The 6,363-nt window shown below is 72.2% G+C and carries 7 protein-coding genes; 3 read left to right on the top strand and 4 right to left on the bottom strand.

All coding sequences use genetic code 11. From position 1 onward, the window contains the following. Positions 1-47: 47 nt before the first annotated feature. Together V7D28_RS12950 and V7D28_RS12945 are read right to left on the bottom strand one after the other, a co-directional pair. Positions 48-674 carry a glutathione S-transferase family protein gene (locus V7D28_RS12950; protein WP_333587800.1) on the bottom strand — a complete coding sequence of 209 codons (627 nt, stop codon included), beginning with the start codon at positions 672-674 and terminating at the stop codon, positions 48-50. Positions 675-714: 40 nt separating this feature from the next. Further along, a complete protein-coding gene (locus V7D28_RS12945; protein ID WP_333587799.1) occupies positions 715-990 on the bottom strand; it encodes a hypothetical protein in 276 nt (91 codons plus the stop codon). A 188-nt stretch (positions 991-1,178) separates the two neighbouring features. Here V7D28_RS12945 and V7D28_RS12940 point away from each other — a divergent pair, with 188 nt between their 5' ends. Both V7D28_RS12940 and V7D28_RS12935 read left to right on the top strand, forming a co-directional pair. Next, entirely contained in the window at positions 1,179-1,991 is an 813-nt protein-coding gene (locus V7D28_RS12940) for a hypothetical protein (protein ID WP_333587798.1), read from the top strand. A 68-nt stretch (positions 1,992-2,059) separates the two neighbouring features. After that, on the top strand, positions 2,060-3,709 hold the full coding sequence (locus V7D28_RS12935; RefSeq protein WP_333587797.1) for a hypothetical protein: 1,650 nt from the start codon (positions 2,060-2,062) through the stop codon (positions 3,707-3,709). A gap of 29 nt (positions 3,710-3,738) precedes the next feature. Here the strand turns inward: V7D28_RS12935 and V7D28_RS12930 are convergent, their stop codons facing one another. Together V7D28_RS12930 and V7D28_RS12925 are read right to left on the bottom strand one after the other, a co-directional pair. Then, a complete protein-coding gene (locus tag V7D28_RS12930; protein WP_333587796.1) occupies positions 3,739-4,596 on the bottom strand; it encodes a PIG-L deacetylase family protein in 858 nt (285 codons plus the stop codon). After that, entirely contained in the window at positions 4,586-5,815 is a 1,230-nt protein-coding gene (locus V7D28_RS12925; RefSeq protein WP_333587795.1) for a pyridoxal phosphate-dependent decarboxylase family protein, read from the bottom strand. The genes V7D28_RS12930 and V7D28_RS12925 overlap by 11 nt, the downstream gene beginning before the upstream one ends. Positions 5,816-5,962: 147 nt before the next feature. Here V7D28_RS12925 and V7D28_RS12920 point away from each other — a divergent pair. Further along, positions 5,963-6,363 (top strand): MFS transporter (locus V7D28_RS12920; RefSeq protein ID WP_333587794.1); only part of this gene is annotated, 401 nt, incomplete at its 3' end.

Raw genomic sequence — 6,363 nt, 5'->3', positions numbered from 1 at the left:
CCACCCTTAGCGGCCCCTCGCCGAGTCCGCTCCTGCATGACTTCCGGTTAGCCACCCACCCCCTCATGCGAACGCGCCATCGCCCGCCTGTACGCCTCGCGGCCGGTGGTGCGGGCGAGGTAGGCCTGCTGGAGGTCGGTGAGGGTGAGGCCGCAGTTTCGCTGGCAGAGGTTGAGCGCGTAGGTCACCGAGATGTCGGCGGCGGTGAAGGCCTCGCCGGCGAGGTAGGGCGAGCGGCTTAGCTGCGCATCGACCAGCCTCAGTCGCTTCTGAAACGCCTGCAGGCACCACTGGGCGCCCCAGTTATCCCGCTCGGCCTCCGGCGCGATGAAGCGGCTCACGACCACGGGCATCATCAGGGTCGACAGACCCGCCTCGCCCAGGTGCAGGAACTGCTGGTAGGCGGGAAAGGCCGCATCGGTCGCCGCCGGCGCCAGCGGCGTCGGACCATAGCGGGCCATCAGGTACTCCATGATGGCGATGGACTCGACCATCACCACCTCGCCGTCCTGCAGCGCCGGGATGTAGTTGGCCGGATTGATCGCCAGGAATTCGGGGTCCTGCTCGGGCGCCAGCATGTCCACCTGGGCCACGCGATAGGGCAGGCCCATCTCCTCCAGCAGCCAGACGACCCGGATCGATCGCGAGGTCTGCCCGCCCCAGACGGTGATCATCCGACGGCCCTGCCTTGGTTCGAGAGGGGCGCGCGCCCCCTCACCGCACGGTTTCCTTCTCCTTCGGCGCGGCGACCTTCTGCGGCCTGGCTTGCGCCTTGGGCTTGGGGAGGAGGCGGAAGCGGGACTGGCACCAGGCGAAGTCGATGCCGACATCGATGAGGGCGTCGGAGCGGCCGCAGGGACAGGCGAAATCCATCACCGCCCAGACGCGATAGGTCTCTCCGGCCTGCAGGGGCACGGGGCGCCCCGTGGCGTGGTTGGGGGCGGCGTTCACGCAGAGAACCAGATCGCCGGGGCCGATCGCCTCGCTCATCGCTGTCTCCCTCGCGGCAGAGCCGCACATTCCTTCGCATACCGGCGTCATTTCGCGCCGTGACCCTCTGGCGGGGCCGTGCCAGGATAGGCCGCTCGGAGCCCCGCGGCCAGACGCCTGCGCCGGTTCCGGCCGCAAGGAAACCCAGAAGAGCCCCGCGCATGACGGGGCCAGGGAGGGAAACGCTGATGCGCGTCGCAGACACGGCGGGCGCGCGGGACAGGCTGCAAGGGCCGTTCCGCACGCCCCGTCACCTGGCCGGCGAGGTCCAGGGCTCCATCCATATGGACCAGTTCGTCCCCCTGATCCTCCAGGCCTACGGGGCGCGGTGGTTCGAGGGGGGCAATCTCTCGTTGCAGTTCAAAAAGGCCAGCGCCGAGAACGAGGCGGTGCGGGCCGAACTCATCCCCGGGGCGGAGCGGGCCAGGCTGTCCCTGTCCACCCAGGCCCTGGATCTGATCTGCGAGGGCACGGCCGCCGACCATGCCGATGCGGGATCGGAGCTGGCGCGGGTTCTGCTGACCCAGGAGGCCGCGCCGCGGGAGGGCTTGCGCATCCTGGCCGGCGTGCAGGCCGGCGATGAGGCCTTCGACATTCCCTTGAGCGTCTCGCTCCAGGCCCTGGCCGAGCGCCGGGCTGAGATCACCGAACCCCTGGACATCTATGGGGGCGCCGACGCCGTCCTGCCGCCCTCCCTGGTGGTGGATCTGGCCCACGGGGCGCGTTCCGCCGTGCTGGGCGCGGTCCAGGGCCTGGACGAGAGACTGGCCGGGGGACTGGCCTGCGCGGTGGAGATCCAGTTCCTGGAGGGGCCGCTGCGGGCGGGGGTCGACTATGTGGGGCGGACCCGGGTCCATGCGCTGACCGAGACCGCCCAGGCCGAGACCGTCTGGTACGATGTGCTCATCGCCGATCCCGCGCGCGGCCGCGATCAGGCGCGGCTGACCTTTGGGCTCAGATTCCTCAAGGCGGCTTCCCCGCTCAGGACGGACGCCGCCTGACCCCGCCCAAGCTCCACCCTCTGGCCGACGGCGCCCTGGCGGCCGAGGCCCCGGTCGATCTGCCGTTCATGGCCCCGCGGCTGCAGGGCCTGTGGCGGGCCGACGGGCGGCTGTCGCTCGCCCTGTGGGGCTCTGGCGACCTCGGCCGGCTGCGGGTGGCCCCGCCCGCGGGTCCGCTGACCTACGGCCCCAACATGGTCGAGGGCCGCCGGGGCGGCCTCTGGGCGGCGCAGGAAGCCCCGGCCCTGCTGGTGGCCGGACGCATCGAAAGCCGCTTCGCGCCCGCCCGCCGTCCAGCGTCCTGGGACGATGCGGCCTATCCCCCCGCCCGGGTGGAGACGCAGCCGGGCCTGACCCTGGTGGAGCTGCCCTGGGGGCGGCTGGCCCTGCGAGCCCAGGGAGAGGAGACGGTGATCGCCGCCGGCGCCGATGAGGCCGAGCTCGCCCGCGCCCTGGCGCTGAACCCCGCCGAGATCCGCCGCCAGGCCCGGGCGCACGCCGCCGCCTGCGACGGCCTGGAAGGCGCCGACCCCCTGCTGCGCAGCCTGGTGCGCCAGGGGCTGCATGCGGCGCTCTCCAGCATCCGCCACGCGCCGGACGGCGGATTTGCGGGCCTGGCCGCGGGGCTGGCCTACAGCGCCCCGGCGAGAACCTATTTCCGCGACGGCTACTGGACGCTCCAGGCCCTCCTGCCGCTCCGCCCCGAGGTTGTGGAGGCCGAGATCGACCTGCTGGCCGCCGGCGTGCGGCCGGACGGCGAGGCGCCCAGCGGGGTCATCGTCAGCGGCCCGGCCCAGTCGGCGGCCTGGGAGGCCCTGCGCCGCGCCCGTCCGCAGGTGGGGCGCGACAGCCGGCGGGCGAACGAATGGTGGAGCGACCATTTCGACAGCCCGCTCTTCTTCATCCTGGCGGTGGACGATCTGGCGCGGGTCACCGGCCGGACGGCGGCGGCCAGCCGCCACTGGGGGATCATCGCCGCCATCTTCCGCCGCTACCAGGCCCTGGCCAGGTCCGGCGGCGGCCTGCCGCTGAAGCCGCGCCACGACCGGGACTGGGCCGACAATGTCTATCGCGCCGGGGCGGTAGCCTATGATGTGGGGCTGTGGGTCGGGGCGGCCGACACCGTGGCGCGCCTGGGGGCGACCCTCGAGCCCGCCCTGGCGGCCGAGGCCCGGCAGGCGGCGGCCCAGGCCCGCGCGGCGGTGCACGCGGCCCTGTGGGCCGGCGCCTGGTATGCCGACTATAGCCGGGACGGGGCCGCCGAGAGGCACCTGACCCTCGACAGCCTGACCCTCCTGCGCTGGAACGCCGTCAGCGAGACGCGTGCGCGCGCCGTCCTGGCCGCGGCGGCCCGGCGGCTGGAGACCCGCGCCAACACCGACCAGCCCTGGGGCGACTGGGGGGTGATGTGCGCCTTCCCGCCCTATGGGGTCCGCGCCGACCTGAGGGCCAAGAGCGCCTTCGGCTTCCGCTATCACAACGGCGCCGACTGGCCCTGGCTGGACGGCCTCTATGCGGGCGAGCGCCTGCGGCGGGGCTTGGCCGGCTGGCGCTATCCGCTGACCCGGTGGTGGGAAACCTCGCTCCGCAACGGCTGGGCGGGCGCGGTGGAATACTTCTCCCCGCCCTATGCGCCGGGCAGTCCGCTTCAGGGCTGGAGCAGCCTTCCGGCGGCCGTGGCGGTGGCGCACCGCGATCGTGTCCTGGCCGGCGACTAACCGGTTCCGCCTCTCGGAGCGGGCTCGGGTCAGCGGCGGCGGTGACCGACGAAATACTCCCGGTCGAACAGCCGGTAGTAGAGCCAGCCGGGAACCTTGTCATAGCCCGGCTGAACGTCGGCGATGATCGCCTTCTGCGAGGCATGGACATCCAGCAGGGCGCGCTTGGCGGCCCACTGGCGAGAGATGTTCACCGCGATCTGGGGCGGCGGCAGGCCGCGGGCCGGGTCGGCGGGATAGTTGTTGCGGAAGGCCTCCACCAGCTTCAGCGCCAGGCGCACCATGGCCCGCGGCAGGGTCACCTGATAGAGCAGCCGCGGCCAGGGGCCCCGCTTGGGCGCGGCTTCGAACACCTCGCGCACCCAGACTCCGGTGCGCACATGGTCGGGATGGCCATAGAAGCCCACCGTCTCGTCGAAGCTGATCAGCACCTGGGGCCGGTGCCGGTTGATGGCCTCGGCGATGGCCCCCTTGGGCCCGGCCGGATTGAGGCCGAGCAGGCCGCCGTCGGGGAAGTCCAGCACCTCCACCGCAGAGGCGCCCAGGACCTCGCCGGCCGCCTGGGCTTCGGCGGCGCGCACCTTGGCCAGGCTCGCCCGGTCATAGCCCGTTCCCTTCGCGGCCTCGCCCTTGGTCAGATAGAGCAGCACCACCTTGGCGCCGGCCTGCGCCATGCGCGCCAGCGTGCCCGCACAGGTGATTTCGTCGTCAGGATGAGCCCAGATGGCCAGCACCGTCACGTCCCGGCCGACCCCGGGCAGAATGCCCGCCTGGGGCACATGGCCGTCATTGATCAGGCTGCGGGCGGCCAGGAACCCGCCCACCGCCGCCGTCGAGCCCGCCGCCAGGGCCAGCCATCCCCACGGAAAGGGCCGTCTATCCGCCATATCGCGCCTCCTGAACCGCCGCCCCGCCCCGGGCGGCGTCGGTCGCCCAGGCGAGATCGGAGAGATAGGCATCCACCACCTGATTGTGGACCGGCGACAGCATCAGATGCAGGCCCGGCGGATCGGTCACCGCGCTGGTCACCCAGCCCCGCTCATAGAGCTTCTTGAGCACAGCCAGGGGGTTCACGTCATCCCGGGTGAAGGCGACTATGCCCAGCTTCGGCGCGCCCAGCGGTCGCCAGCCCTGGGCCGTCACGCCCGCCTCGATGGCCTCGCGGGCGGCTATGACCTCCGCGTGCTTGGCCCGGTAGCCCGCCTCGCCCAGGACGTTCATCACCGCCCAGGCCGCGGCGATCGCCCCGCCCGGCCGGGTGCCGGCCAGGGTCGGGGTGACCATCTTGCCGGCCGGCCAGTCCCCCACCTCGAAGATCATGTGGGCCTTGAGGTCGCCGCTGCGGAAGAAGACGGTGGAGGCGCCCTTGGCGCAGTAGCCATACTTGTGCAGGTCGGCCGACATGGACCAGACGCCCTCGACCTCGAAGTCGAAGGGCGCGATGTCGGCGCCGTTCATGCGCACGAAGGGCGCCATATAGCCGCCGACGCAGGCGTCCACATGCAGCCAGACCCCGCGCCGGAGCGCCAGCTCGCCCAGGGCCTCGATGGGATCGATCAGGCCGAAGGGGAAGCAGGGCGCCGAGCCGACCATCATGATGGTCTGGCCGTCTATGGCCGCCGCCATGGCCTCAGGATCGGCCAGCAGATCGCGGATCGGTGTGCGCCGCACCTCGATCTCCATGACCGCGCAGGCCTTGTCGAAGGCCGGATGGGCCGAGCGGGGCAGGACGAGGTTCAGCCGCCCCTGCAGGCCGCGCACCTTTCGGGCGTAGTCGCGGGCGGCCTTCACCGCCATGAGGATGGAGTCGGTGCCGCCGCTGGTCATGGCGCCGGCGCCGCCTTCGGGGGCGTGCAGCAGGGACAGGCCAAAGCCCACCACCTCGGCCTCCATCTGCTTCAGGCTCGGAAAGGCCGCGGGCCCCAGGCCGTTCTCCGAGGCGAAGCGGGCATAGGCCTCCTTCTGGACCTGTTCGATCTCGGGGCCGGCGTTGAAGACATAGACCGCGGCCTTGCCTTCGCGCCATTTCACATCGCCCTGGGCCATCTGGTCCATGCGCGCGGCGACGTCGGGCCAGCGGGCGCCGGCCGTGGGCAAACGGGTCATGCAGCCTCCCCGAGGCGTTGGCCGTCCTTCGGGACGGTCCTGTTGGGGCGGGAGGTTGGCACGAAGCGCCCGGCGGGAAAAGGCGCGGGACTTGACGGCTCGCCCGCTCAGGGCCAAGGCCTTGCCCCTTCCAGGGGAGGGGAAACCATGTCGCAAGGGGCAGAGGTGCTGAAGGCGCCCGAGACCCGCCGGGTGCTGGGCGCGAGCCTGGTGGGCACGGCGGTGGAATTCTATGACTTCTACATCTACGCCACGGCCGCGGCCCTGGTTTTCGGGCCGCTGTTCTTCCCGCAGGCCTCGCCCTCGGCGCAGCTCCTGTCCTCCTACGCCACCTTCGCCATCGCCTTCTTCGCCCGGCCCCTCGGGGCGGCCATCTTCGGCCACTACGGGGACCGGGTGGGGCGCAAGTCGACCCTGGTGGCCTCGCTCATGCTCATGGGCGGCTCGACCTTCGCCATCGCCTTCCTGCCCACCTACGCCCAGGCGGGATGGATCGCCCCGGCCCTTCTCTGCCTGCTGCGCTTCGGCCAGGGGCTGGGGCTGGGGGG

The organism is Phenylobacterium sp., from assembly GCF_036723115.1.
GTDB lineage: Bacteria > Pseudomonadota > Alphaproteobacteria > Caulobacterales > Caulobacteraceae > Phenylobacterium.
This window is presented reverse-complemented; position numbering and strand designations above follow the sequence as displayed.

Coding starts and splice junctions, on each gene's coding strand:
- V7D28_RS12950 (WP_333587800.1), bottom strand. CDS start 674: ATGATCACCGTCTGGGGCGGGCAGACCTCGCGATCGATCCGGGTCGTC.
- V7D28_RS12945 (WP_333587799.1), bottom strand. CDS start 990: ATGAGCGAGGCGATCGGCCCCGGCGATCTGGTTCTCTGCGTGAACGCC.
- V7D28_RS12940 (WP_333587798.1), top strand. CDS start 1,179: ATGCGCGTCGCAGACACGGCGGGCGCGCGGGACAGGCTGCAAGGGCCG.
- V7D28_RS12935 (WP_333587797.1), top strand. CDS start 2,060: ATGGCCCCGCGGCTGCAGGGCCTGTGGCGGGCCGACGGGCGGCTGTCG.
- V7D28_RS12930 (WP_333587796.1), bottom strand. CDS start 4,596: ATGGCGGATAGACGGCCCTTTCCGTGGGGATGGCTGGCCCTGGCGGCG.
- V7D28_RS12925 (WP_333587795.1), bottom strand. CDS start 5,815: ATGACCCGTTTGCCCACGGCCGGCGCCCGCTGGCCCGACGTCGCCGCG.